The organism is Leisingera sp. NJS201 (assembly GCF_004535885.1).
Classification (GTDB): domain Bacteria; phylum Pseudomonadota; class Alphaproteobacteria; order Rhodobacterales; family Rhodobacteraceae; genus Leisingera.
In genome coordinates, this window is the sequence record NZ_CP038236.1 from 25,123 (window position 1) to 45,231 (window position 20,109).

The following is a 20,109-nucleotide window of genomic DNA, read 5'->3' on the forward strand; positions in this document are numbered from 1 at the left end:
TTGTTCAGTTGCAGGGCATGGCCTGCGGGGGCAAAGGGCGCGGCGGGCCGGGGGCGGCGGGCTGCATCACCGTATCAAGGCGCGCCACCGCAACCTTGACCCGCGCCTGTGCGTGCCACAGGCCCAGCAGCGATTGCATCGGGCCGGTCATGAAACCCATATAGGCGATGAAGGCAATCAGCGATCCCAGCGGCCAGTCGCCGCGGATCACCATCAGCCCGCCCGCCAGAAAGATCGCCGCGCGGGTCAGCGCCGACAAGAGCACCGGCACTGCGCGGGTGAATTCGCCCCACAGGTTCTGCGCGATCAGGCGGCGGTTCAGCCCGGCGTGGTCGCGCAGGCTGCGCCGTTCCGCCCAATGGGTGCCGCGGGCGGCCTGCAGCGCAGGCAGGCCGAACAGGGTTTCCGACAGGCCGGCGGCGTAGCGCCCCTGCATCCCGCGCACGGCGGCGGCGTGGCGTTCGGTACGGGGGCGGGCCCAGAGCAGGAACAGCAGCTCAGCCGGGGCCAGCAATGCGGTCAGCAACCCCAGCCGCCAGTCCAGCAGCATCAGCATCGCGGAGCCGCCAATCAGCCGGATCAGCGAGGAGGAGCCGCCAAGCACTGCGTTGAAGGCGAATTTCTGAACCTCTGCCGCATCGCCGTCGATCCGGGCCAGCAGCTCGCCCGCGCGCTGAGAGGCGAACCAGCCGGAGGGTTTGGCGGCCAGCCGGGACAGCAGCCGCCGCCGCAGTTGCGCCAGCATCCGGACCGAGGCGCGCATGTGCAGGATATTGCTGAGGGCGCCGGTGGCGGTGGCCAGCAGGCCGATGGCAAACAGCGCCAGCGACCATGTGACCAGCTGCGCGGCATCACCCGCCATCAGGCCGCGGTCGATCACCAGCTTGCTGATATAGGGCGGCAGCAAGCCGATCGCGGCGGCGGCAAAGCTGATCAGCAGCAGCAGGGCCAGCCGGCGGCGGTGCGGGCGCAGCAGCGGCAGCAGCCAGGCCGCAGTGGAGGATGTGAAAAGCGCCGCACCTGCGCGGGATTGCAGGCGCGGCCAGGGGCGGGCAGCCGCAGGGCCGCCCGGCTGGGGGGAGAGTTTGGCGGCAGGCCCGGTCATCCCTGCGGCACAACGTGCAGGGTCGAAACCGACATGTCACCGCCGGAGGGCACCCGGATCTCGCCCAGGCGTTCCAGCGTTTCGCTGTCATAGATGCCGATGTCGTCATTGGTGCCGCCGACGTAAATCTCACGTCCATCGCTGGAGACGTTGATGACGTAATAGGTGTGCGGCAGGTCCACGCGCTTGACCAGCTCGCGGGTTTCCAGGTTGTGCTTGGACAGCTGGGTATAGACGCCGTACAGGTGCTTGGGGTCTGTGGCACTGCGGGCGGCTGAGAACATCAGCACCTCGAAAGAGGCGAAATCGGCGATCTCGGTCTCGCCGCTTGTCAGGTCAACCGACTGGTAGCCCCAGACAAAATCCGCCATCTCTTGCTGGGTTTCGTCGGTAAACACCGCCGCCGTGTACATCAGCAGCATTTCGTCGTTCTGGCTGCCGGTGGGCCAGAAGGCCAGCACATCCGGCGGGCTATAGGCCGGGCGGTCCCAGCTGGCGTTGGCAATCGCCACCTCGGTTTTGCCGGTGGCCGGATCAACCCGGTAGATGTCATGTCCCGCAACATAGACCTGGCCGTTGCGGTCGCTGGCCATCAGGGTGGAGCGGCGCGGGGCTTCGAAAACAGCGGCGGGTTCAGCCTCCAGCCCGGCGCTTGCGTCATAGACGGCGAATTCCGGCTGCATCACCTCGTAACGGTCGGTCAGTTTGCGCACCGGATTGCGCACCGTGTAGATCTGGCTGCCGTCCTTGGAGACGGCGAGCGAGGCCAGCGAGCGGCGGCTTATGTCGCCGTTGGACTGGGCGGCGTGGAACACTTTCTCGCAGGTCCCGATATCAACGCCGACCACATCCTGCCAATGGTTCAGCAGCACATAGGCGATGCGGTTGTCCGGCGACATGGCAATGACGCCCGGCGTCACATTGGCGCCCAAATCGCAGTCGGCTTTGACCGAGCGGGTCTCAGCGTCAAAGACATAGAGGTTCGAGGGCCGGGCCACCGTCACCAGAAGGTCGCCGGCAGCCAGCGGCAGGGCGGAGGCGCAGAACGCGGCAGCAGCAAAAAACGCGGATTTCATGATGCGGGTCTCCTTATGTTTCGGCGTCGGTGGGGTAGGTGGCGCCAAGCGCGCGCCAGTCCTTGGCAGCGTTGGGCGCGCCTTCGTCCCAGTTCTGGTGGTTGACCATGATGTCGGGCACCTGCGCGGGCCACCAGCAGGGGTCGGAGCAGCCATAGAGGTCCGCCTCCATCGGCTGGCACAAGGCGGCAAGGCCGCCGAAAGGATCGACCTCCCAGCCGGGATCGAAGGTGGTGGCGCAGCCGGCGGTTACGGTCTGCATCGCGCGGACCTCTTCCATTTGGCTTTCGGTTGCGGCCTGCTGGACGCGTTCGGCTTTCTGATTGAGCGGTTTCATTTTCCAAACGCCCTCCTTGGTGCAACGTGGTGGTGGAAAAACTGCGGTGCCTTGGCGATCAGTTCGGCATAGGCGGCGACGCCGAAATCGATCCAGTCGCGCATCAGGTCGCAGTAGTGATAGGTCGGCATCATCGGGTCGCTGAAATGGGCATAGCTTTCGTGATAGCAGCCGCCCGCGCACAGGTTGCGGATCCGGCAGGTGGCGCAGCCCTTCTCAGTCCGGTCGGAGCGTGCCTTGATGAAGCCCGACAACTCCTTGCGCTTGATGCCCTCATCGACGGTGCCGAACTGGTCCATGTCCGATCCGGTGAAGCGGTGGCACAGGTTCAGCGCGCCGTCGTGATTGACCGCCAGCATGCCCACCCCGGCACCGCAGGGCAGCGCCTTGGAGCGGCCCTCGTAAAGGTCGTTCATCATCTGATGCATGTTGGAAAAGCCGATGTTGCGGCCCTTCAGCGCTTCCTCGACATAGAGCCTGCCAAGGGATTTCATGCCCTCGAACACCTCCAGCAGTTCGGCGCCGTTGAGGTTGAAGGCATCCATGTCGCCCGAGGTGACCGGCGAAAACCCGACCTCGGCAAAGCCGATATCGTTGATCAGATGGTCCCAGATTTCATGAATGTTGGTGACGCCGGCGGTCAGGGTGACGCGGGCGCCGACCGGTTTCGATGTGTAGCGCGACAGCAGCAGCCGGGCCTTGGCGGCGACCGCATCATAAGTGCCCTTGCCGCCGACCGTCTTGCGGTTCAGGTCGTGCTGCGCCTTGGGGCCGTCGATGGACACCGTGAGGCCGAATTTATGCTGGTCAAGCCAGTCGATCAGCGGTTCCGTCAGCAGGGTTGCATTGGTGGTCAGGCTGAAGTTCACCGCCTTGCCAAGGGCGGCGAAATGCGGTTCGGCCCAGTCCACCACCTGCCGGATCAGCGGCTGGTTCGACAGCGGCTCGCCGCCGAAGAACACCACGTTATAGCTGTCGCGGTCCGGGTTCTCGGCCATCAGCATCTCGACCGACTTGCGCGCGGTGTCAAAAGCCATCTTCTGGCCCTTGGAGGGCACCGCCAGATCCTCCTTGTAGCAGTAGGAACAGGCCAGATTGCAGCCGGTGTTGACGTTCAGGACGATGGTTGTCAGCGGGAAGTTTTCGATCTCGATCGGCGGGCGTTCGGGCTGCAGCGGGCGGCCGTCGTTGACGATGTCCAGCCGCACCAGACCGTCGAGCCGGTCGGCTGCGTCGGCGGCCGCAAACCGGGTCTCGAATTCATCCATGGTGAAGGCCTGCGCCTGCGCCGCATAGTCAAGGATATCGCGGTCGGCGGTGTCCATCTCGAAGATCGAGGTGGTGGGGACGTGGAACAGAACCTCGCGCCCTTCGACCGATACCCGATGCGCATTGGCGGGCTGATAGTGAAAGTCTTTCATGGGTTTTCTCCCTGTGCTTCAGCGGATCGGCGGATCAATGAAGCGCTGCACGGTGACGATCAGCATCGCCTCAGCCTGCTGGCCCATCGCCTTGGCCTGGACTTTCAGCTCGCCTGCGTTGTTGGCGCTGAAGGGGCGGTCGGGGTTGGGGCCGGCAATGGCAGGTGCAAAAATGCCACTTGGCTGCATTTCGCCTGCAAACTCGGTGTCCTTCATGTGGGCTGCGTGATCATGCGCATTGGCAACAGTCCACTGTGCCGCGATCTGGCCGATGCGCACATCGTCTTCGGTTCCCGCTTTGCCGTCGGGGCCGTTCCACATGCCGATGGCATTGAAATAGGCGGGCACCGGGGGCGGCCCAGCATCGCTGCCGCCGCCAACGCGGGCGATGGTGAATTCCGGCTCCACCCGGAGGCTGTCGACCGAGGTGTAATGGGCGATCTGCCCCTCGGCGCTGCCTGCGTTGAAGGTGACCACGCCATTGCCCTCAGCCGCCAGCATCAGCGCCGCGCCAAAGCTGTTTGCCGTTGCATCGCCGTGTGAACTGGCCAGCCTGTCGAGCCCGGTGCCGACCACTTGCACCTGTGCCTCACCCGCCGGAACGGCAGAGGGAACGGTGCCCAGGATAACGCTGCTTGCACCCGCGCGGGCGCCGGTCAGCGGTGCGCCAAGGGCGTCGTTGCTGCGGTCGAACTGGCGGCCCTGCAGGGCGTTGCCATCCTCGGACAGCGCCAGAACCTGACGGTAAGCGGTGCCGCCGATGTCCAGATTGGCGCGCCATTCATAGCCGGTGTAAAGGTTCATCTGGCCCGACGCGGGATGCGTGCTGCCGTCGGCGGTCACAAATTCGCCCGAGACCTGATAGGGAGAGGCCTCGCCGGTCACCGTCAGCCGCCCGTAGGCCTCGCCGATGCCGGGCAGGTCTGTGATGACCACCCAATCGCCTGCCACCGGCTGCTTGTCCGCCGCCTGCCAGTCCGTCCAGGCGGCGGTCTCCAGCGGGTTCTGTTCGGCCAGATAGCTGGCGATTTCGGTCCGGGCGATCTGGTACCATTCGCGGTCGCGGCCAAGCGCCTGGTATTCGATGGTGGGGAAATGGCCGACATGGAAATCCATGTGCAGCTCCCACTCCTCGGCCGTGCGGTTCTGCAGCAGCCCCCGCGCGCCGGTATGGCAGCGCGCGCACATCGAGGCAAAGGGTTCGTCAAAGCTTTCCTGCGCGTTCGGATCTTTCTCAAGCGCATAGCGGAAAGGGGCGGTCTCGGACGGCGCCAGACCCTGGCTGTCGGACAGATGCTGCACGATGGCGCGGCGGTCCTCAGGGCTGATCTCCAGCCCATGCGCCTGCTGCATCCGGACGATGGTCATCATCCAGCCTTCAGGCGTCTTGCGCTGGCCGCTGATGCGGCTCAATCTGCCGTCTTCTGCGGTGTGGCAGCTGGAGCAGATGTTTTGCACCAGCTCCTCGCTGGCCAGCGCAGGAGCCGCGCTGGCGGCTGATATCAGGAGTGCAGCCGTCAGGCCGCGGGGTCTTAGTTGCATGGGTTAGTCTCCCTGTTTGGTGTGTCCCAGGGGATCTGCGCCCCCTCGGTAAAGCCTTGCGACAAAAGCCATTGGTGGATGGCGCGGGCGGCCTGCGGCGGGGCTTCGGGCAGAACTGCGCTGTGAAAGCCGTCCGCGCCCGGCAGCGGCTGGCCGTTCAGGCGGCGCAGCAGCGGCACGATCTCCTGCCCGGCGGCAAAGGCGGCACCGCCGGGGCATCGCGGGTGATCAGCACCTCGCGCCGCGCCAGGTGGCCGTTTTGCACGATTACCCGGCGGGCGATGTGCGGGGGGATGTTGGTATCATGGGCGGGGATATCATCGGGCCAGGCGGTACGCTGCTGCCAGAACGGTGTTGCAAATTCCGCCTCGCGGTAGAAATCGCGGCCCACACGGGCCTGCCGCCAAAAGGTCCCGGCCACCCGGTTGCGGTAGAAATCGCGGGCCAGTCCGGTGTCGCCGTTCAGCAAGGCCCGTGCGATGGGCACCGCCATCAGTGCCGAAGACACAGCCCAGAACATGCCGTGCCCGGACAAAGGATCAAGTGCCACCGCCGCATCGCCCAGCCGCGGGCAGCGCGGGTCCAGTTCCGGCGCGGTCAGCCGCGGTGCGATGGCATGAATGGCAGGGGAGCGGGGCAGGGGGGTGTCCGCCGCCACCGTTTGCCACAGCGCCACCACAGCCGCCTTGCCGCCAGTCCGTTTATCCAGCGCACCTGTGTCACCCACCGCCTGCAGCCACAGCTGACCCTGTCCTACTGGAGCAGACCAGATCCAGCCGCCGGGCCGGGCTTCGATCCGCGGGGTGTCCATATATCCGGCTTGCGGCGGCACAAAACCGGCAACCGAGATCGTGTCCGGCCCGATAAGGTCCGCCCGGTTTTGTGCCGCGGGCTGGCGCGGGGCGCGGCGGCCGCGGGCCTCAAACAGCAGGCTGGCGGTGAGGCTTTGCCCGTCAGACAGGCGGATTGCGCCCGCATCCGGGCTGACACTGGCCACCGCTTTGTAGAACACTGCGACGCCCTCAGCCCCGGCGGCGTGCAGCAGGCCGGTGTCGAATTGGTTGCGGTCGGCCAGATGCTCGCTGTTCTGGCCGCCTTGAAAAGACCCCCAGCGGACATGGCGCTGGGTGGCCGGACCGATGCCCGCCAGCGGCAGGCAGTGTTTTTGCAGAATTGCGGCGACGCGGGCGGACATGCCCTCAAACCGGGCGGCGCGCAGCGGCTGGGTGGCCAGCGCCACGCTGTATCCGGCCCGCGCCAGCAGGATCGCGGCCACCGACCCGGCCGGGCCGCCGCCTGCGATTGCAATGTCAAAGGTGCCAATTTGAGGTGCCATTTACATAAGCTGCACTGTGGCGGCGGTGCTTGTGGCGGACGCATCCGGACAACAAGCCGACATTTCCGGACAGAATCGGCGGATGCGGCCCTGTCTGCAGTGATTTTTCTGGAATGGCCGGTTTTTACGGTATTCTGGCGCAATCCTGAGGAATTGCGCGATGCCACACAACTATCAGCCCCGGATTTCGGCCACGACCTTGAACGACCCGCTGCGGGCTGTTGAGTTCATGAACGGCGATCCTGGCAGGATTTTCCGCACTGCCGGGATCAGCCCCGAAGACCTGGACGGTGAGATCGGCCTGAAGAAATTCGTGGACTTCTGCGAGCATGCATCGGACCAGCTGGGGCTGCCCGATTTCGGCTGGCGGGTGGGATCGGTGTTTGATCTGCAAAATCTTGGCACGCTTGGAGAATTCATCAAGCAGGCGCCGACGCTGGGAGCGGCGCTGTCGCTGTTCCGCAATGCCTTTCCAATGGTGCAAAGCGACTCGGAAATGCGGCTGGCGATTGAGGCGGACAAAGCGCTGCTGACTTACCGGATCCTGGATGCACGCATCTGGCCGCGGCAGCAGGATGCGGAGCTGACGCTGTCGGTGTTCCATAACCTGGTGAAGTCCGCCGCCGGTCCGGACTGGCGGCCTGATCTGTTGTCGCTGGAGCACGAATCAAGCGCCTTGCAAAGCCGCAGCAGTGCCGGGCCGCGCTGCCCGGTGCAGTTTGCCGCCGCGTCCAACACGCTGGTGTTTCCCGCGGCAATGCTGGATCTGCCGCTGGCGGACAGCGAAAGCCCGGCGTTCAAGGCCGCCTCGCAGTCGATGGTCCGCAGCGCCCGGCAAAGCGAGCGTGAAGCGCCGGTTGCGGTACGGGTGCGCCGCGAGCTGCTGATGCGGATTGGCCGCGAAAGTTTCGAGCAGACCGCTATCGCCACCGCCCTGGGCATGTCGCGCCGGACCTTGCGGCGCAAGCTGGAGGAGGAGGGGCAGAAGTTTTCGCGGCTGCTGGCGGGCTGCCGGATGGAGATTGCCAAGCGCATGCTGCTGGCGCCAGGGGCGCAGCTTCATGAAATCTCAGAGCGGCTGGGCTATTCTGAAGTCTCGGCCTTTGAACGTGCTTTCCGGCAGCGGGAGGGGGCGACACCGAGCCAGTACCGCAAGCAAGCCTCCGCCTGCGGTTCCGGCGGCTGAACCGCCGCAGCAGGCCTGCTGAGCGGCGCGATGGAATCAGCTCCTTGGGATCCGGCCCAGGATCCTGAGGGCGTTCTGTTCGGCGCAGCGGGCGGCTTGCTCCACATAGCCCGGCGCGGTGCCGGGCAGGCGGGCCACATGCTGCTCCGCCGCGGGCCGGTGTTCCACCATCAGATCCACCAGCCGGGTGATCCGGTTCAGAACTTCGGCGGGGCGGAAGCCCAGCTCGGTTGCGATGCGGGCAAAGTGATCCGGTGTCACGTCCGCGGGCTTGCGTTTGCGGCCGCCGATTTTCTGGGCGAAATACTGGTTTACGGCAGGCCAAGGCAGAACCGTTGAGACATCGTAAAGCGGGGCAAGTTCAACCGACGGGCCAAGCCGGTGCAGCATGGAATAATTCTTGGCGTGGGCGTCGGTGTTGGCCACCAGGATGTTGAAGGCAAACTGGTCAAACAGGGTGAGAACGTCCTGTGGTTCAAGATGCCCGGCGGCGGTGAACAGATCGGCAAGGGTGAAACCCGGCACCGATCCGGCCTCATACTTGCGCCCCGGCGGCGTGGCGGTGGCCTGGGCAAAATCCTCCTGATGCAGGCGCTGGATATGTCCGGCGGCGGACAAATGCCTGTCATAGCGCAGGACGCAAATGGCCGAGCGGGCCCCCAGGGCGAGGGAGGCCGCCTGCGCGGCGGGGATGCCGGTTTTTTGCGCAAGGGTCAGGCAGTAAAGCTCATTTTCAACGATGCCCGGCAACCGCGGATTGTCCGGCTTGAGGATGACGGTGGAGGGGGCGCCGTTTCTGGGAATGGCCAGCCTGCTGCCGTCTTCTGGCAGCTGCAGCACCGGGCGGCCGCCGGCGTCCAGAACGGCGAGGGCGGATTTCTGCTGCCCGCCGGCCAGCGACAGGCGGACGCCATCGGCACCGGCCAGGAAAGGCCGCTGGGCCAGGTCGTTGAAATGCGCCTGCAGCGCGTCTTCGGGGCAAGAGGTGCGGTAGTAATCTGTCAGCAGGACATAGTCCCACTGGTCCGGCAGGGAGGGGCTGTCAAAGGACAGCGCCCCGGCAGTGTCGCCGCCGATTTCGCGCAGCAGGGCAACCGCATCTGTTTTCGACAGGCCAAGGGACCGGCTGAGGGTTTCCAGCTGCTGTTCTTCGGGCAGCAGGTTTGCCAGCCAGGGGGCCACGATCCGGTTCGGAAACGGATCAGGCTGCAGCGGCATCAGCACCGAGATGGGGAAGGCGCGGGGGGTGTTTATCCATTCCGGCGTATAGGCAAACCCTGTGCTGCCGTCGTCATGCACCGCGACGCTGCCAACCAGAAACTGTGCATAAAAAACCGGAACCTGAAGGGTCATTCCAGGTCTCCAAGGTCGTATCCGCTGGCGGTGCCGCCGTGCGGCGCCGCGTCATGGGGCGTTCCGAACAGCTCGGCCACCGGCACGCGCAGGGCCTTGGCGATGCGGTACAGGGTCGACGCCCGCGCGTCGCGGGTGCCGGTTTCGATGGTGGAGAGCGCCGAAACACTGGCCCCGGTCAATTGCGCAAGCTGGGTCAGGCTGAGCCCCTTGGTCTTGCGGATGCTGCGGATGGACTGGCCGAGGCCGATCAGCTCTGGCTGCTTCTGATCTGTCATGCGGGCTCCGGTTTATCGAATACGGTAAATATACCCTGTCGCCGAAGCTGAATCAACAGATTTTACCTTTTTCGATAAATTTCGATTGCGAACGGGGACCCTTAAGAAATTTACCGAATACGGTAAAGATCAGGCCGGGGCTGTCGCGGATTGCCAGGTCATGTTTTTGAACTCTTCACGAAAGGCAAAACGGGCGAGGTGATTGTCGATGATCTGCCGCGCATGATCGAGCTCCTCGGGGTCGGGGCGGTGACTTTGGCGGTCAGATCCTGACCGGTTGCATGCAGGGTTGCGGGCCCCATTCCCAGCGCCACGGTGCCCTGGCCGGTTTCATCGGCGGTGTCGAACTGCACCTCGACCTTATGGGAGAAATGCTTGCAAAGCTGCTGCAGGTATTTTGCCCCGTTCGGGGTGTCAAAGCGGCCGGTGTCGGTGAGCATTCCCAAATTCCTTACTGTTTTACTAAGCTAAGAGCAATGTAGTGAATCGCCGCGGCGCCGCAACCCGTAAACACAGGCTCCGGCTACCGGCGTGCGATGCGCGCGCTTCAGTTGGTTCACTTTCGCAGTCACGGTTTTTTCCAGGCGCGCCAAAGAAATCGCTGACGACCGCATCCAGTTTGTCGAGGAACAGTTGGGCAGCAGTGTTCATCTATACGATCTGCAATCTGATGCTGCCCGCCGTCGCCGCTTTGATATCCTGCGCCATCCAGGGTTTCGCCGGGCGAATGGACTTAAGCGGTGCAAAGACCCCCTGTTTCAAAAAAATAAGGGGTTTGCGATACTGGCGCCACCTGATGAAAGGAGGTGGTGATGCTGGACGGAATGATGCCGGAGGAGGTGAAGGTGGGCGGCGGCTGTTGCGGCACGTGATGTTTCAGGCCGCACTCGTCGCGGCGCATCACAATCCGGTCCTGAAACCCTTCGCAGACCGGCTGCGGAAGGCAGGAAAATCGCACAAATTCATCATTATTGCGGTCGCCCGCAAGCTCGTATCAATCGTCAGTACACTCTCAAAATCCCGCCGGAAACGGGCCGCTCAGACCGTCTGAACAATACAGTTGCTGCTTACTGTCCGATTGCCGGGACCACTTCAACTGCAGCAGATCTGGTTGCTTTGGCCGATCAAAGCAAAGTCGATGATTAGGAACTGGGTTGCGGGATATACCTTGGCGGCCAATGCGCAGGGTGTTTTCAGCGCGTGGCTTTTTTAGTTCGCATGTCGTGGCAAAGAAAGTCAGGTGAAGGCCCACTGACTGCTGAGCAGGAGGTTTATGGCTGCGGCGAATACCAAGGCCAGAAGGAGTTCAGCAAATGCAGGTGGCCCAGAAGAGGCCGCAAAGGCACTCAGAAGTGCTTGGCCGCCTGCGAAACTGCCGCAAGAAACTGCCGCGTATCTGAACAGGGGTCTCAAGGTGCCCGCTGTTTTTTTCCGGAAGGTGAAACGATGGTGTCCTGCGAAACCCACCGTAAACCCACAAGCAAACCCAAGCAGGTTCGATGACAGAGGTGGAAACCCGGCCAGCAGCCCCGCCGATCCGGCTCCGTAGTGGGCCAGGGTGGCCAGAACACCTACTGAACTGTAACGAAGCAATTGGGAGGGCAGCGTCATGAAGCATCCCCCGTCTGGAGTTCTTCGGCGATGATAAAGCCCGGGCGCTGCTTCACCTCTGAAAATTCCCGGGAGAGATACTCGCCAATCACGCCAATGGACATGATCTGCAGCCCTCCCTGGAAGAAGACGGCGGTTGTGATGGTCGCAAAGCCAGGTACGTCGACCCCCCAGATCATGGTCTTCAACACGATCCAGAAACTAAACGCTATGAACAGGCTGGAAATCCCCAGGCCGACCCCAGTCCAGATCCTTGGCGGCCAGTCTGTAAAGGACGTAAATCCGGTCAGCGCCAACCTGAACAGGCGGCGGAAGCCGAACTTGCCTTTGCCGGAATGTCTCGGTTTCAGTTCAATCGGCACCGCGCATGAGCGAAAGCCAACCCAGCTAAATAGACCTTTCATGAACTTGTTGCGCTCGGGCAGCGACAGCAGCGCCTCGACAACTTTCCGGTCCATGAGCCTGTAGTCCCGGGTATTTGCAGATATTGGGCATTCGCTGCCCATGGTCAGCAGCTTGTAAAGCCACCGGGTTGTCTGACGTCAGCACCAATGGGACAGTTTAGGTCGATTTGATAAGAGAAGGTTTTTGGCTCATCGTAACCGCCAAAGAGTGGAGATGAGAAAGAAACCCGGAACCAAGCAGAGCCATGGTGAGAAGGCCGTAAAGATTCACCAGACGGCAGCCGGGGCGGGACTCAAAGATCCGGGCGGCCAGTTTGCGGGTCAAGGCTTCACCGCCGCTGAACAGGCTGGTCAGGCTGGTGCAAGTTTCGAATTCCGGCAGGTCAACCAATGCCTGCAGCAAGGTCGGAACCCCCTGCAGCATAGTAACCCCATGCTGTTTGACCTGCTCAATCAGCGCTTCCGGGTCGCGGTAAACGCCGGGGCGGCCCATCACCACCTGAACGCCGCAGCAGACTGCCAACAGCTCCCACTGGGCAGCGTCAAAGCTGACGGGGGTTTTCTGCAGGATGACTTCGCCTACACGCAGCTTCTGCTCAGTCTGCAGCCAGGACAGCTGGTTGAGGATCGCCGCATGGGAAATGCCAACACCCTTAGGGGCACCGGTGGTGCCGGAGGTGTAGATCATATAGGCCAGATCATCCGCCAGCAGCGCAGGGCCGCACAAACAATCGCTGTCTTCCCGGCCAGGGACCGCATCCAGCGCATCCAAGGTGATCACGGTAACTCCCGGCAGGATCATCTCGGCCAGGCGGCCGCGCAGCTTGGCCTGGGTGACAATCACGTCAATACCCGCATCGCGGATCATATAGCTCAGCCGGTCCACCGGGTAATCAGTGCCCAGTGGCAGATAGGCGCCGCCTGAGAACAGAATACCCCAGAGGCCGGCCATCATCTCGGCCGAGGAGTCCGCGAACAGCCCCACCCGGCTTCCCGCGCCGACACCTGTGCGTTTAAGTCGGGCGGCCAGGCGGGCAGCATATTCAGCCAGATCGCTATAGCGCAGTGCGCTGGTATCATCGCAAACCGCGATTTCTTCACCGCGGCAGCGCACCTGCAGCATCAGCATATCAATCAGTGAGGTGCGTTCCGACGCAGTGCGCAGCAGCGCACGGGTGATATCGGTCTGCTGCGGGCGGGCGGTAACGGGTCTGGAGAGGAGCGAGTTGGGGGTGCTCATGGTATGTCCTGTCAAGTATTGGAATGTTCGTTACAAAACTGGTGGCCACTCACCGCCGAGGCAGGCCGGCAGTGAGAATGCTGCTATTCGGATTAGATGCCAGCAGCAGGTACGCCTGCTACGGAACGAGTCAGTGGTTTTCGTAGAGATAACCTCGGCCGGAGATCGGGTCGGTCACGCCGCAGCTGCGCAAAGCGTGCCAGTAAAGAACCGCATTATTCGACAGCACCGGTTTTCCAATCCAGGTTTCCGCGGCAGCGGCAAAATCCGCCATGGGAACATTGGTTCCCACTTGGACAATGGCTTCCACATCCGGTCCGTCAACGTCCAGCACCGCGTCACGCAGGTTTGCCGGGGAAACGTCCGAGATATTTGACGGCGTCCGCCCACCAAGCCCATGCGTGGCCGCAACCTCGATCCCGCTGTCGGTGAAGAACCGCGAAACCGGTTCATCGCCCAATTCCAGATAGGGCGAAATAAGGCCAATTCGCCGGATTCCGCCAAGTGCCTTCAACGCTGCCAGGATTGCATCTGCACTCATAATGATCTTTACACCACCTGCTGCTTCCGCGAGACGGCCATGCAATGCCTCATGCGCAGCGTGGCCTTCCCAATAGCCATCTGGCGATACCGCAGCAATGATCGCCCCGGTGCCGCAATGGCGCAGGCTGCGGATGGCGTCCGGGGTGGAGCTGCGGATGTTTTCAATCACCCGGTTAAAACCATCCGTATGGGTCAGGGAATCGTCATCAATGAGCATCCTGCCGATGTGATTGGTGACGCCAAAGGGGCGCATGTCCTCCATTTCAGGCTGCGCTGAGGTGTTGGTTGACGGGATGGCAACGCCAATACGCAGCCGCTTGCCGAGAAAATTGCTCATAGTCAGATCCTGTAAATATATAAATTCTTGAGAGCAGCGGCCCAATGGCCGCCGCTGCGGACTTCAGGCAAGGATCGAGGCTGCCATATCGGCATCGCCCCGGCCTTGCGCCTGCACCCGCCGGTAGCGGTTCAGGCCTGCCTCGGCCAAATCCGCCCGCACGCCTGCCTCCCGAGCGGCGTCAAGGATCAGCCCACTGTCCTTGACGGCGTTGTCTATGGTGAAAGCCGGAGTGAAATCTCCCGATGCCATGGCCTGGGCTTTCATTTGGAAAAAGGGGGCATCCAGTGGCCCGCCACGCAGAGTGTCCGCCACCAGTTCCGGATCCAGTCCCAGGCCGCGAGCCAGGGCCAGGCTCTCTGCCGCTCCATGGGTCAGTGCGAAAACCCAGCTGTTCAACGCCAGCTTCAGCCGGGTTGCCATTCCAGGGGCGGTGTCCAGCCAGCGGGTGGCTTTACCAACAGCATCCAGTACCGGCTGCACAGTTTCCTTAGTGCTGTCCGGACCGGCAGCCAGCACTAGAAGCTGCCCGGCCTCTGCGGGCTGGCGGGTTCCAAGCACTGGTGCATCGATCAGGGTGAGCCCCTTGCTGTCCGCCAGCGTCTGCAGCCCGGACATGTCGGCCGGCCCGACTGTGCTCATCTGCAGCCAGCAGACAGATGTCTCCGGCATGGCCTCAGCGTCCGGCAGCGCCGACATGACTTCTGCGATGGCCCTTGCGTCTTTCAGCATGGTCACAATGACTCTGGCGTTCTGAATCGCCTCAGCGGGATCCGCAGCTACTGTGATATTAGGCGCCGCCAAGGCTAAAGCTTTACCAGCGGAGCGGTTCCATACACTGACCTGGCAGCCAGCCGCAGCGATATTGCGTGCCATCGGGGCCCCCATCAGCCCGGTTCCCAGAACTGCCACGCACAGGGCGGAACGGGGTGGCGGCGAAATTGCGTCCGTTGTCATGTTTAACCTCTGTTTCTTGGGTTCCAGCGACCGCTGTGGTGTTGGCCCCACCGGGGTGGTCGCATTTAAAACCGCTTATGGAACAATCATTCCATAACAGTCAACAACCAATAGGAGAACTTCATGCTAATGTTACACCGTTTCGATGGAGGCTTCGACGATACTGTGCAAATAGGGCTGGCGGCAGGCCGCTGGGAGCCCTTTGCTGACAACTCTAATGCCTTGTATTACAGCAACAAAGTACCGGGACAGCATTTGGCAATCCTGATCAGGCGAAATTTCTCCGGCCTTTTGGCCGCGCTTTAGCAGGCGCAGCAATCCGCTCTCCAGCCGCTCGAAATGCTGCGCGACCAGCGCGCTGAGTTCCGGATCCCGGCCGGAAACCTCCAGGCTGCTGTTGGCGGCAAAACAGCCAAAACCCTCATGGTCGCTCAGCTCGTTGTCAACGATGGACAGCAACAGTGCCCGGAGGTTGCTTCTTACATCACCAGGCCGGGAGATCAGCGCGACATTCTCGGTGGTGACCCTCCGGTATTCTTTAAGGGCAAGCGCAAAAAGCGTTTTCTTGCCCCCAAAGGAATTGTATATCGTGCTGCGGGACAGGCCGGTTGCTTCTACCAGATCATTCATGGAGGTCGCAGCATAGCCATTGTGCCAGAATGTGCGCATGACTGCGTCAATCACCGCGCCTTCATCAAATTCTCTTGGCCTCATAGTGCTCTCAACCATTCTGTACCGAATGTTTCAGAACTATGCCAGAAGAGAGATCCATGCAACATTGTTGTGCAGGTGATCGCGCGTAGCCGGGGAAAGCCGCGATGCAGCAGCCAAACGATATGTGGCTGGCTGCAACTTGCTTCGGTTATCACTCATGAAAAATTGGATCCTATCGTACTATTCGGCCCCTTACCGGAGCAGACCCCTGGTTGATCTGAAGGCCGGGACCGGCGCCGCGACATTCTGGGCCGCATTACATCACCAATGCGCCGGTCGCCCCGGCGGCTTCGGGGATTTCTGTGCGGGTTCTGGCCCTAACTTGCGCGATATCGCTTTGCAGGGTCTGAAAAACCGTATCTCCGAACCATTCCAGCGAGGCTTCGCAGCCGGGTTCCTGTGCCAGAGCGGCCAGAAATTCGCTGTAATCATATGCGCCTTCGAACAGCGGCACCGACAGCCCCTGCGCCGCCATCCACTGGGCATTGTGAATGGCCAGCGGTGATTGGTTACGCGCGTGAATGGCCCATAGTTCGATGCCCTTAAAACCGTTGTCGCGGGCCCAGTAGGCGATGTCCTTGAGACCGATCAGCTGATGGCGGAACGAGATGGTGCAAAGCGAGATCTTCATGCCGGTTCCTCCTGCGGCTGAATGCTGGCCGGGGATCAGTGCGCGGTCGCTGGTATGGGCGATGCGGGCGGCCAGAAAGTGCAGGCTGCGGAAGCCCTCGCACAGGGCCTCAACCCGGTCGCATTCGGCGTCGAAGAGTTCAAACGCGGTGTCCAGCTCCTGCCAAAAGAAGGCAAAGGCGAGCTCATAGGCGTATTTGCGCAAAGAGAGCACCGGCATTTTCCGCACCGCGCGGCCCAGGTCCGCCAGCGCCAGCGGGCGGGGTCGCAGTGGTAGTCGAAAATCTGCCGCAGGGCGGAGGTCAGCAGGTTGTCATCCGCGCGGAAGGTCTCGGCGAAATAGGCGGCCAAATCGGCGGGCTGCGGCGCCTACGCATGGCCGCGGTGCAGGGTGTAGCCGCCCGCGACGGTGGGCTGCGCCATCGCGTTCAGGATGGTTTCGCGCGGCAGGTCGCCGCGCCATCGGTAGTTCGGGCCATAGAGGTGCCAGAGGTCCGGATCGTTTGTCAGCTCAATGATGACGTAGTGCGGGAAGGGGTTCTGGTTGTACTTGTTCTCGCGCTCCGCGCAGGTGGAACATGTCGAGGAAAACCACCAGCTGCTCATCGTCTGATTTGGTCGACAAGAGCTGTTCGAAGCGGATCAGGTTCTGCTCCTTTGTCAGGCTGTGGTCGTACCATTCGCGCACCGGGATATTGTAGAGCCGTTCGACCCAGCCCGCGTACAGATCCTGGGTGATCTCCTCGCTGTGGTAGGCGAGCTGCATCGCGGGGGTGACGGCAAAGCTGCTGTCCCAGGTGCCGAAATAGAACGGGCGGAAATTCAAGTGCTCGTGACGGCGGATCGCGGCGCAAAGGCAGCTGACAAAGCAATGCACGGTGATTTCACTGGGGTCGGTGTCCGCTTGCAGCTTGGGGGTCTCGCCCAGCAGCATGCGGATCAGCCCGCCGACGGTGGCGAAATCGTCTTTGGACAGCTCGCGTTCGGGCATCTCAATGCCGTGGTCCGTTTCCAGATGCAGCATCAGGTTGATCAGGATCACCGAGTCGATGTGCAGGTCGTCGTTCAGCACCGCCTGCGCGGAGAAGTTCTGCATATGCGGGTTGGCGAGCGGCCCGGCCAGTGTCTGGCGCATGGCCTCTAGTATGGTGTCGTAGGTCATGCGGGAACCGCCTTTTGTGTGTATCGGGCCGAGATTTCGCGGCGGCTGATCTTGCCGTTCGCCTGGCGGGGCAGGGAGGGGCGGGCAGCTGTTTGATCAAGGTGGGCTGCTGGTAGCCGGCAAGTGCCGCGCGGCAGGCCTGGCGGATGGTTTCTTCGGTTTCGGTGCCTGAATAGAGCAGCCCGGCGCGGGCGCCGGAATGCGGATCGGAGATGCGGAAGGCGACGGCACCACTGATGCCATGCAGCGCCATCACCGCCCGTTCCACGTCCTGCGGATAGACGTTGAGGCCCGCGACGTTGATCATGTCATCGGCGCGGGCGGTAAACACCAGCATGCCGGTATCATTCAGGTGGCCGAGGTCGCCGGTGTCGATTTCGCGTTCGGCAACGTTGATATGCACTGCATCCGGGGTGCCGTTTTGGCCTGCGGTCAGGGTGACGTGCGGCAGCGGGCGGCCGACGTCATAGGGGTTTTGCAAATCCTGGTTGATGGCAACGCAGCCGGCCTCGGAACAGCCGTACTGCTGGAACAAATAGGTGGTCCGGCCGCGGATCAGCTGGAACCAGGTCTCTGGCAGTACGGTGCCCGAGGTGTTGGCGGCATGGAGGCGCTGGCCGTCGGGCAGGAGGCGCGCCAGCGTGTGCAGCATTGCCGGCGACGTGTAGAGCAGCGGATGATCCGTCTCGCGCAGGCGGCGCAGGATGTATTTCGGGTTCAGGCTGTCGAGCACCACCGGCACATAGCCGCGGTGCAGCGCCACAAAGACGCCGGCAATCAGCCCGTAGGAATGGGTGACGGGGCAGGCAATCACCGGCGTCATCGCGGCACTGGCGGTGAAAAAGGCGGCGTAGCTTTCGACCTCAGCCGCAATCTCATCCCATGTGCGGGTGATCACCTTGGCCGCACCTGTGGTTCCGGAGCTCATCTGCACCAGCACGCCGCCGCGCGGCGAGGTCCGAGGGATCGATGGGGGTGTCGTTCAGAACAAACATGTCAGTCATCCTTTGTCGGTTGCCAAAGCGTTGGCGATCAGGTGGCCGTGCTGCGGCCTGTCAGGCTCTAACTTGTCGGAAATCAGGCTTTCGGCGCGGATTTGCGGGGCGAAGGGCGCGAAGGCGGCCTGCCTCTCCTGCATCCCGTGCTCGGACGCATAGCGGTCCAGCCGGGTGCGGACCCGGCGCCAGAAAGCGGTCTCTGCCAGGCCGTAGCGGCGCTGCAGCAGGTCGGAGAGGCCGGAGAGGTCGAAAACAAACAGCGTGTCCATCACCAGCCAGCGCAGTTCCTTTGGCCGGGACATGCGGTGAAACTTGTCCGGCGGCGCGTCCTTGTAGACTGGATCTATACGCGAATGGTCCGGGCAGAGATCCGGGCGCGACAGCAGCTCCAGCACGTATTCCAGGCTTTCGTGGAAATCGCGCGCAATCAGGCCGGTGGGCCAGCCGTTATCATGCTGCAGGATCAGGTTCTGGCCATGCGCCTCCAGCCCGATGCCGTGCGCGGCCATGAGGTGCCGGATTGGCAGCACCGCAACCTCGACCAGCCGATCCAGCTAGGCGTCCAGTCCGTGCTGTTCGATCCAAGGGGCAATCAGGGGCGTACCGTCGGGTTCGTTCAGCGCGAGGCCATTCACCGGCATCATACTGTCCGGGGCCAGGCTGAGGGACTGCGGGCTGCAGCGCCAGATCGCGGCCAGATGCCCGTCCAGCGCGGTGCCGCGGCCGACGGTGATGGCGGCGTATTCGGGCAGGAGGATCAGCGGTAGCGGCTGGTGAACAGGCGGTCGCTGTCCAGCACATCCGCCAGCCAGTGGGAGATCGCCGGGGCGACAGTGACGGGTTCCGGCGCCAGGGTGCGCAGCGCGGAGGTGTTGCGCATCATCATCGCGGTTTTCACATGGGCGCGGGCGGGGTCATCGGCGTTCATCAGGGTGCGGACCAACTGGGTGGCACGGTAATGCGCGCCGATGGGGCCGATCTCTGCCAGTTGGCCCGCGTCGCGCCATGTGTTGAAAAGCGGGTCGCCTTGCAGTTTGACATGTTGCCAGGGATGCAGGGGCAGCAGGTTGTAATTGCCGGGCGGTGCGTTGTGCTGTTTCGCCAGTGCGGTGATGTGCTGCCATTCAGCGGTGCCCAGCTCCTGTTCCCAGAAGCCCTCGTGCGGCAGGGATTGCTGTATCAGCGTGTGGTGGATCAAGAGCCCTTCCGGCCGGAAGGGCTGGCCGCCCTCAGGCCCGTAGGCGAGATGGTCGGCGTCCGAAAACCCGCTGCGGGCCTTGTAACAGGGGTGGTAGGGGTGGCCCTCGTGCAGGGCGGTTTCCAGTGCAGAGATGCTCAGCCCGTGCCGCCGCGCCGCTGCCGGCGTCTGCCGGGCGGTCAGATCGCTGAGGTGTTCGGTGTGGCTAAGGTCGGCGCGCAGGATTTCCATCGCGGCCAAAGGCGCCGCGGTGGCCGCGGGCGCGGAAATGGGTTTGGCGCAGGCACCAGCTGACGGTCTCGTCGCGGTGGATCTGCATCTCGGCGGCCCGGCAGGTCCAGGGTGAGATAGGCCGGGTCGTCGATGATCCGGAAGCGCGGGCTGAGTTTGGTGAATTCCAGCCTCTGCAACCGGGCCATGGACACACCCACCTCCAACTCGCTGCGCAGGGTGACGCGCAGCGAGTTGGTCAGCCGCACCGGGATCGAGAAGTTCAGCATCCAGGGGCAATCCGGAGCATAAGCCGTGCGCACCGAAGAGGTGGCGTAAAAATCGCCCCCCGCCGCGCCCAGGTCGCGCAGTTTGCCCGAGGCGAGCAGCGCCTGCACCGCCGGATCCAGCCGCAGCATCTGCGCCTGCAGCGGGTGTGCCGGGAATCTGACCGGTCAACTCCGCGGCAGA

Annotated in this window: 25 protein-coding genes and 1 pseudogene; 3 read left to right on the top strand and 23 right to left on the bottom strand. The window is 63.0% G+C overall.

Features of this window, described 5'->3' with window-relative positions:
* Positions 1 to 4: 4 nt before the first annotated feature.
* Genes ETW23_RS26370 through ETW23_RS22250 form a run of 7 tightly spaced genes read right to left on the bottom strand, consistent with a single transcriptional unit; the run spans position 5 to position 6,817 of the window.
* Entirely contained in the window at positions 5 to 1,105 is a 1,101-nt protein-coding gene (locus ETW23_RS26370) for an ABC transporter ATP-binding protein (protein ID WP_254695247.1), read from the bottom strand.
* Positions 1,102 to 2,181, bottom strand: coding sequence for a quinohemoprotein amine dehydrogenase subunit beta (gene peaD / locus ETW23_RS22230; protein ID WP_134831470.1), 1,080 nt, complete (start codon positions 2,179 to 2,181; stop codon positions 1,102 to 1,104). Before peaD ends, ETW23_RS26370 begins: the two co-directional genes overlap by 4 nt.
* A gap of 13 nt (positions 2,182 to 2,194) precedes the next feature.
* Positions 2,195 to 2,518: a quinohemoprotein amine dehydrogenase subunit gamma gene (gene qhpC, locus ETW23_RS22235; RefSeq protein ID WP_134831471.1), complete on the bottom strand. Its 324-nt coding sequence runs from the start codon at positions 2,516 to 2,518 to the stop codon at positions 2,195 to 2,197.
* Positions 2,515 to 3,939: a quinohemoprotein amine dehydrogenase maturation protein gene (gene peaB / locus ETW23_RS22240; protein ID WP_134831472.1), complete on the bottom strand. Its 1,425-nt coding sequence runs from the start codon at positions 3,937 to 3,939 to the stop codon at positions 2,515 to 2,517. The genes qhpC and peaB overlap by 4 nt, the downstream gene beginning before the upstream one ends.
* Positions 3,940 to 3,957: 18 nt before the next feature.
* Positions 3,958 to 5,481, bottom strand: a complete 1,524-nt coding sequence (gene peaA / locus ETW23_RS22245; RefSeq protein ID WP_134831473.1) for a quinohemoprotein amine dehydrogenase subunit alpha — start codon at positions 5,479 to 5,481, stop codon at positions 3,958 to 3,960.
* Positions 5,472 to 5,660 carry a hypothetical protein gene (locus ETW23_RS26375; RefSeq protein ID WP_254695248.1) on the bottom strand — a complete coding sequence of 63 codons (189 nt, stop codon included), beginning with the start codon at positions 5,658 to 5,660 and terminating at the stop codon, positions 5,472 to 5,474. Before ETW23_RS26375 ends, peaA begins: the two co-directional genes overlap by 10 nt.
* On the bottom strand, positions 5,639 to 6,817 hold the full coding sequence (locus tag ETW23_RS22250; protein ID WP_254695249.1) for an NAD(P)/FAD-dependent oxidoreductase: 1,179 nt from the start codon (positions 6,815 to 6,817) through the stop codon (positions 5,639 to 5,641). The genes ETW23_RS26375 and ETW23_RS22250 overlap by 22 nt, the downstream gene beginning before the upstream one ends.
* A 160-nt stretch (positions 6,818 to 6,977) precedes the next feature.
* Here ETW23_RS22250 and ETW23_RS22255 point away from each other — a divergent pair, with 160 nt between their 5' ends.
* Positions 6,978 to 8,003: an AraC family transcriptional regulator gene (locus tag ETW23_RS22255; RefSeq protein ID WP_134831474.1), complete on the top strand. Its 1,026-nt coding sequence runs from the start codon at positions 6,978 to 6,980 to the stop codon at positions 8,001 to 8,003.
* Between the two features lie 36 nt (positions 8,004 to 8,039).
* Here the strand turns inward: ETW23_RS22255 and ETW23_RS22260 are convergent, their stop codons facing one another.
* The 3 genes and pseudogenes from ETW23_RS22260 to ETW23_RS22270 form a co-directional block, all read right to left on the bottom strand.
* Positions 8,040 to 9,356 carry a type II toxin-antitoxin system HipA family toxin gene (locus ETW23_RS22260; RefSeq protein ID WP_129373494.1) on the bottom strand — a complete coding sequence of 439 codons (1,317 nt, stop codon included), beginning with the start codon at positions 9,354 to 9,356 and terminating at the stop codon, positions 8,040 to 8,042.
* Entirely contained in the window at positions 9,353 to 9,634 is a 282-nt protein-coding gene (locus ETW23_RS22265; protein WP_129373495.1) for a helix-turn-helix domain-containing protein, read from the bottom strand. The genes ETW23_RS22260 and ETW23_RS22265 overlap by 4 nt, the downstream gene beginning before the upstream one ends.
* A 129-nt stretch (positions 9,635 to 9,763) precedes the next feature.
* Positions 9,764 to 10,074 (bottom strand): annotated as a pseudogene (locus ETW23_RS22270) (DUF2218 domain-containing protein).
* A 41-nt stretch (positions 10,075 to 10,115) separates the two neighbouring features.
* On the opposite strand from ETW23_RS22270, the gene ETW23_RS22275 reads away from it, so the two are divergent.
* A complete protein-coding gene (locus ETW23_RS22275; protein ID WP_167738194.1) occupies positions 10,116 to 10,685 on the top strand; it encodes a hypothetical protein in 570 nt (189 codons plus the stop codon).
* Positions 10,686 to 10,870: 185 nt separating this feature from the next.
* On the opposite strand, the gene ETW23_RS22280 is transcribed toward ETW23_RS22275, so the two are convergent.
* The 11 genes from ETW23_RS22280 to ETW23_RS26395 all read right to left on the bottom strand — a co-directional run bounded on the left by ETW23_RS22280 (position 10,871) and on the right by ETW23_RS26395 (position 18,739).
* Positions 10,871 to 11,245: a GtrA family protein gene (locus tag ETW23_RS22280; protein WP_134831476.1), complete on the bottom strand. Its 375-nt coding sequence runs from the start codon at positions 11,243 to 11,245 to the stop codon at positions 10,871 to 10,873.
* Positions 11,242 to 11,703: a hypothetical protein gene (locus ETW23_RS22285; RefSeq protein ID WP_134831477.1), complete on the bottom strand. Its 462-nt coding sequence runs from the start codon at positions 11,701 to 11,703 to the stop codon at positions 11,242 to 11,244. The genes ETW23_RS22280 and ETW23_RS22285 overlap by 4 nt, the downstream gene beginning before the upstream one ends.
* 103 nt (positions 11,704 to 11,806) lie before the next feature.
* Entirely contained in the window at positions 11,807 to 12,889 is a 1,083-nt protein-coding gene (locus ETW23_RS22290) for an AMP-binding protein (RefSeq protein WP_134831478.1), read from the bottom strand.
* A gap of 130 nt (positions 12,890 to 13,019) precedes the next feature.
* A complete protein-coding gene (locus ETW23_RS22295) occupies positions 13,020 to 13,769 on the bottom strand; it encodes an arylmalonate decarboxylase (RefSeq protein ID WP_134831479.1) in 750 nt (249 codons plus the stop codon).
* A gap of 63 nt (positions 13,770 to 13,832) precedes the next feature.
* Positions 13,833 to 14,726 carry an NAD(P)-dependent oxidoreductase gene (locus tag ETW23_RS22300; RefSeq protein WP_134831480.1) on the bottom strand — a complete coding sequence of 298 codons (894 nt, stop codon included), beginning with the start codon at positions 14,724 to 14,726 and terminating at the stop codon, positions 13,833 to 13,835.
* 132 nt (positions 14,727 to 14,858) lie between these two features.
* Positions 14,859 to 15,440, bottom strand: a complete 582-nt coding sequence (locus tag ETW23_RS22305) for a TetR/AcrR family transcriptional regulator (protein ID WP_167738195.1) — start codon at positions 15,438 to 15,440, stop codon at positions 14,859 to 14,861.
* 256 nt (positions 15,441 to 15,696) lie between these two features.
* Complete coding sequence (locus tag ETW23_RS26625; RefSeq protein ID WP_368075908.1) at positions 15,697 to 16,341, bottom strand: DUF6005 family protein; 645 nt, start codon at positions 16,339 to 16,341, stop codon at positions 15,697 to 15,699.
* A 98-nt stretch (positions 16,342 to 16,439) separates the two neighbouring features.
* On the bottom strand, positions 16,440 to 16,676 hold the full coding sequence (locus tag ETW23_RS26390; protein ID WP_254695240.1) for a DUF6005 family protein: 237 nt from the start codon (positions 16,674 to 16,676) through the stop codon (positions 16,440 to 16,442).
* Entirely contained in the window at positions 16,582 to 17,166 is a 585-nt protein-coding gene (locus ETW23_RS25465; RefSeq protein WP_254695241.1) for a DUF6005 family protein, read from the bottom strand. Before ETW23_RS25465 ends, ETW23_RS26390 begins: the two co-directional genes overlap by 95 nt.
* Positions 17,063 to 18,160 carry an AMP-binding protein gene (locus ETW23_RS22320; RefSeq protein WP_247676907.1) on the bottom strand — a complete coding sequence of 366 codons (1,098 nt, stop codon included), beginning with the start codon at positions 18,158 to 18,160 and terminating at the stop codon, positions 17,063 to 17,065. Before ETW23_RS22320 ends, ETW23_RS25465 begins: the two co-directional genes overlap by 104 nt.
* Before the next feature lie 72 nt (positions 18,161 to 18,232).
* Complete coding sequence (locus ETW23_RS26395) at positions 18,233 to 18,739, bottom strand: ferric iron reductase (RefSeq protein ID WP_247676906.1); 507 nt, start codon at positions 18,737 to 18,739, stop codon at positions 18,233 to 18,235.
* Between ETW23_RS26395 and ETW23_RS26400 the strand changes: the two genes are divergently transcribed.
* On the top strand, positions 18,707 to 18,997 hold the full coding sequence (locus tag ETW23_RS26400) for a hypothetical protein (RefSeq protein ID WP_247676905.1): 291 nt from the start codon (positions 18,707 to 18,709) through the stop codon (positions 18,995 to 18,997). The two genes, ETW23_RS26395 and ETW23_RS26400, sit on opposite strands and share 33 nt — an antisense overlap.
* Here the strand turns inward: ETW23_RS26400 and ETW23_RS26405 are convergent.
* Together ETW23_RS26405 and ETW23_RS26410 are read right to left on the bottom strand one after the other, a co-directional pair.
* Complete coding sequence (locus tag ETW23_RS26405; protein ID WP_247676904.1) at positions 18,988 to 19,659, bottom strand: IucA/IucC family protein; 672 nt, start codon at positions 19,657 to 19,659, stop codon at positions 18,988 to 18,990. The two genes, ETW23_RS26400 and ETW23_RS26405, sit on opposite strands and share 10 nt — an antisense overlap.
* Positions 19,608 to 20,057, bottom strand: a complete 450-nt coding sequence (locus ETW23_RS26410) for an IucA/IucC family protein (RefSeq protein WP_254695250.1) — start codon at positions 20,055 to 20,057, stop codon at positions 19,608 to 19,610. Before ETW23_RS26410 ends, ETW23_RS26405 begins: the two co-directional genes overlap by 52 nt.
* Positions 20,058 to 20,109: the final 52 nt, after the last annotated feature.

Excerpts from the sequence above, each read along its gene's own strand:
- ETW23_RS26370 (WP_254695247.1), bottom strand. The coding sequence starts at position 1,105 with ATGACCGGGCCTGCCGCCAAACTCTCCCCCCAGCCGGGCGGCCCTGCG.
- peaD (WP_134831470.1), bottom strand. The coding sequence starts at position 2,181 with ATGAAATCCGCGTTTTTTGCTGCTGCCGCGTTCTGCGCCTCCGCCCTG.
- qhpC (WP_134831471.1), bottom strand. The coding sequence starts at position 2,518 with ATGAAACCGCTCAATCAGAAAGCCGAACGCGTCCAGCAGGCCGCAACC.
- peaB (WP_134831472.1), bottom strand. The coding sequence starts at position 3,939 with ATGAAAGACTTTCACTATCAGCCCGCCAATGCGCATCGGGTATCGGTC.
- peaA (WP_134831473.1), bottom strand. The coding sequence starts at position 5,481 with ATGCAACTAAGACCCCGCGGCCTGACGGCTGCACTCCTGATATCAGCC.
- ETW23_RS22250 (WP_254695249.1), bottom strand. The coding sequence starts at position 6,817 with ATGGCACCTCAAATTGGCACCTTTGACATTGCAATCGCAGGCGGCGGC.
- ETW23_RS22255 (WP_134831474.1), top strand. The coding sequence starts at position 6,978 with ATGCCACACAACTATCAGCCCCGGATTTCGGCCACGACCTTGAACGAC.
- ETW23_RS22260 (WP_129373494.1), bottom strand. The coding sequence starts at position 9,356 with ATGACCCTTCAGGTTCCGGTTTTTTATGCACAGTTTCTGGTTGGCAGC.
- ETW23_RS22265 (WP_129373495.1), bottom strand. The coding sequence starts at position 9,634 with ATGACAGATCAGAAGCAGCCAGAGCTGATCGGCCTCGGCCAGTCCATC.
- ETW23_RS22280 (WP_134831476.1), bottom strand. The coding sequence starts at position 11,245 with ATGACGCTGCCCTCCCAATTGCTTCGTTACAGTTCAGTAGGTGTTCTG.
- ETW23_RS22285 (WP_134831477.1), bottom strand. The coding sequence starts at position 11,703 with ATGGACCGGAAAGTTGTCGAGGCGCTGCTGTCGCTGCCCGAGCGCAAC.
- ETW23_RS22290 (WP_134831478.1), bottom strand. The coding sequence starts at position 12,889 with ATGAGCACCCCCAACTCGCTCCTCTCCAGACCCGTTACCGCCCGCCCG.
- ETW23_RS22295 (WP_134831479.1), bottom strand. The coding sequence starts at position 13,769 with ATGAGCAATTTTCTCGGCAAGCGGCTGCGTATTGGCGTTGCCATCCCG.
- ETW23_RS22300 (WP_134831480.1), bottom strand. The coding sequence starts at position 14,726 with ATGACAACGGACGCAATTTCGCCGCCACCCCGTTCCGCCCTGTGCGTG.
- ETW23_RS22305 (WP_167738195.1), bottom strand. The coding sequence starts at position 15,440 with ATGAGGCCAAGAGAATTTGATGAAGGCGCGGTGATTGACGCAGTCATG.
- ETW23_RS26390 (WP_254695240.1), bottom strand. The coding sequence starts at position 16,676 with ATGAGCAGCTGGTGGTTTTCCTCGACATGTTCCACCTGCGCGGAGCGC.
- ETW23_RS25465 (WP_254695241.1), bottom strand. The coding sequence starts at position 17,166 with ATGCAGAACTTCTCCGCGCAGGCGGTGCTGAACGACGACCTGCACATC.
- ETW23_RS22320 (WP_247676907.1), bottom strand. The coding sequence starts at position 18,160 with ATGAGCTCCGGAACCACAGGTGCGGCCAAGGTGATCACCCGCACATGG.
- ETW23_RS26400 (WP_247676905.1), top strand. The coding sequence starts at position 18,707 with ATGCGCCTCCAGCCCGATGCCGTGCGCGGCCATGAGGTGCCGGATTGG.
- ETW23_RS26395 (WP_247676906.1), bottom strand. The coding sequence starts at position 18,739 with ATGGCCGCGCACGGCATCGGGCTGGAGGCGCATGGCCAGAACCTGATC.
- ETW23_RS26405 (WP_247676904.1), bottom strand. The coding sequence starts at position 19,659 with ATGGAAATCCTGCGCGCCGACCTTAGCCACACCGAACACCTCAGCGAT.
- ETW23_RS26410 (WP_254695250.1), bottom strand. The coding sequence starts at position 20,057 with ATGCTGCGGCTGGATCCGGCGGTGCAGGCGCTGCTCGCCTCGGGCAAA.